The organism is Hallella mizrahii (assembly GCF_009695775.1).
Taxonomy (GTDB): domain Bacteria; phylum Bacteroidota; class Bacteroidia; order Bacteroidales; family Bacteroidaceae; genus Prevotella; species Prevotella mizrahii.
In genome coordinates this window covers 1-1,143 of sequence record NZ_VUNG01000106.1, presented here as the reverse complement: position 1 = coordinate 1,143, position 1,143 = coordinate 1, and the positions used below count along the sequence as shown (strand labels likewise).

Below are 1,143 nucleotides of genomic sequence, written 5' to 3'. Positions count from 1 at the left end.
ATGGTTCTTCTAAAAAAGCTATTGCTGATAATCTAGGCAAAGATAAATCTACGATAGGTAAGGAAATCCGTGCTCACCGTTATCTCTCTCATAAATCTACACTTTCTCTAGAATGCGAGAACTATGCTCACTGTAAGTTTAAGAGAAAGAATTGTACTGTCAACTGCCCTGATTATTCTAAGTTCCGCTGCAAACGCAGAGATCGTACTCCGGGAGCTTGTAATGGCTGTGAGAAACTGAAAAGCTGCCGCTTTGATAAATACCTCTATAAACCTACGATCGCCTATGAGGAATACCGTAGCGAACTCGTTGAGTCTCGAACCGGAATCAATCTGACCTCATCAGAAGCTGTAGAGCTAGGCAATACCGTCAAGCCTCTTATATTAAAAGGTCATTCACCTTATCAGATCATAGCTGCACATCCCGAACTTGGAATCAGTGAGAAGACACTCTACAACTATATTGAACAAGGTGTATTCGAATGTGTTGGCATTGCTAATATTGACCTTCGTATAAAAGTCAAAAGAAAAATGACCGCTAAGAAGAAGACGATCTATAAAAAACGACAAGACCGTAAATTCCTTGTTGGACGGCTTTACACAGATTACCAATCCTATGTTGAGTCTGAGGAAATCACACACATTTTACAAATGGACACAGTCTACAATGACATTTCCAATGGGCCGTTTATCCAGACTTTCAAATTCATCAAATATGGGCTCCTGTTTGCTGTATATCACGACACGAAGACTGCTGCAGATATGGTTGACGGACTAGCTGTTCTTGATTCCATCCTTGGAAAAAGCCTGTTTGAACAGGAAGCTCATATAACACTCACCGATCGCGGAGGTGAATTTACTGATGCTGAGCATATGGAAAAAAGAGACGATGGTACCAGAAGGACACGAGTCTTCTATTGCGACCCTATGCAGTCCGGGCAGAAAGGAAGCCTGGAAAATATGCATCGTGAATTACGTTATATATTACCTAACGAAGTAGACTTACGCAGTATCGGCCTGACCGATCAGACTTCCTTGAATGTAGCCATCTCACATATCAATTCCAGTGCCAAGGAACATTTGAATGGAAAATCCCCATTTGAGCTATGTGAGTTCATGTGTCCGGAATTAGCGCAGAAACTTT

Annotated in this window: 1 protein-coding gene; it reads left to right on the top strand. The window is 41.6% G+C overall.

Features of this window, described 5'->3' with window-relative positions; all coding sequences use genetic code 11:
- Nucleotides 1-1,143, top strand: a 1,143-nt coding sequence (locus FYJ73_RS15825; RefSeq protein WP_419471158.1) for a transposase, incomplete at both ends; no start/stop codon positions are given.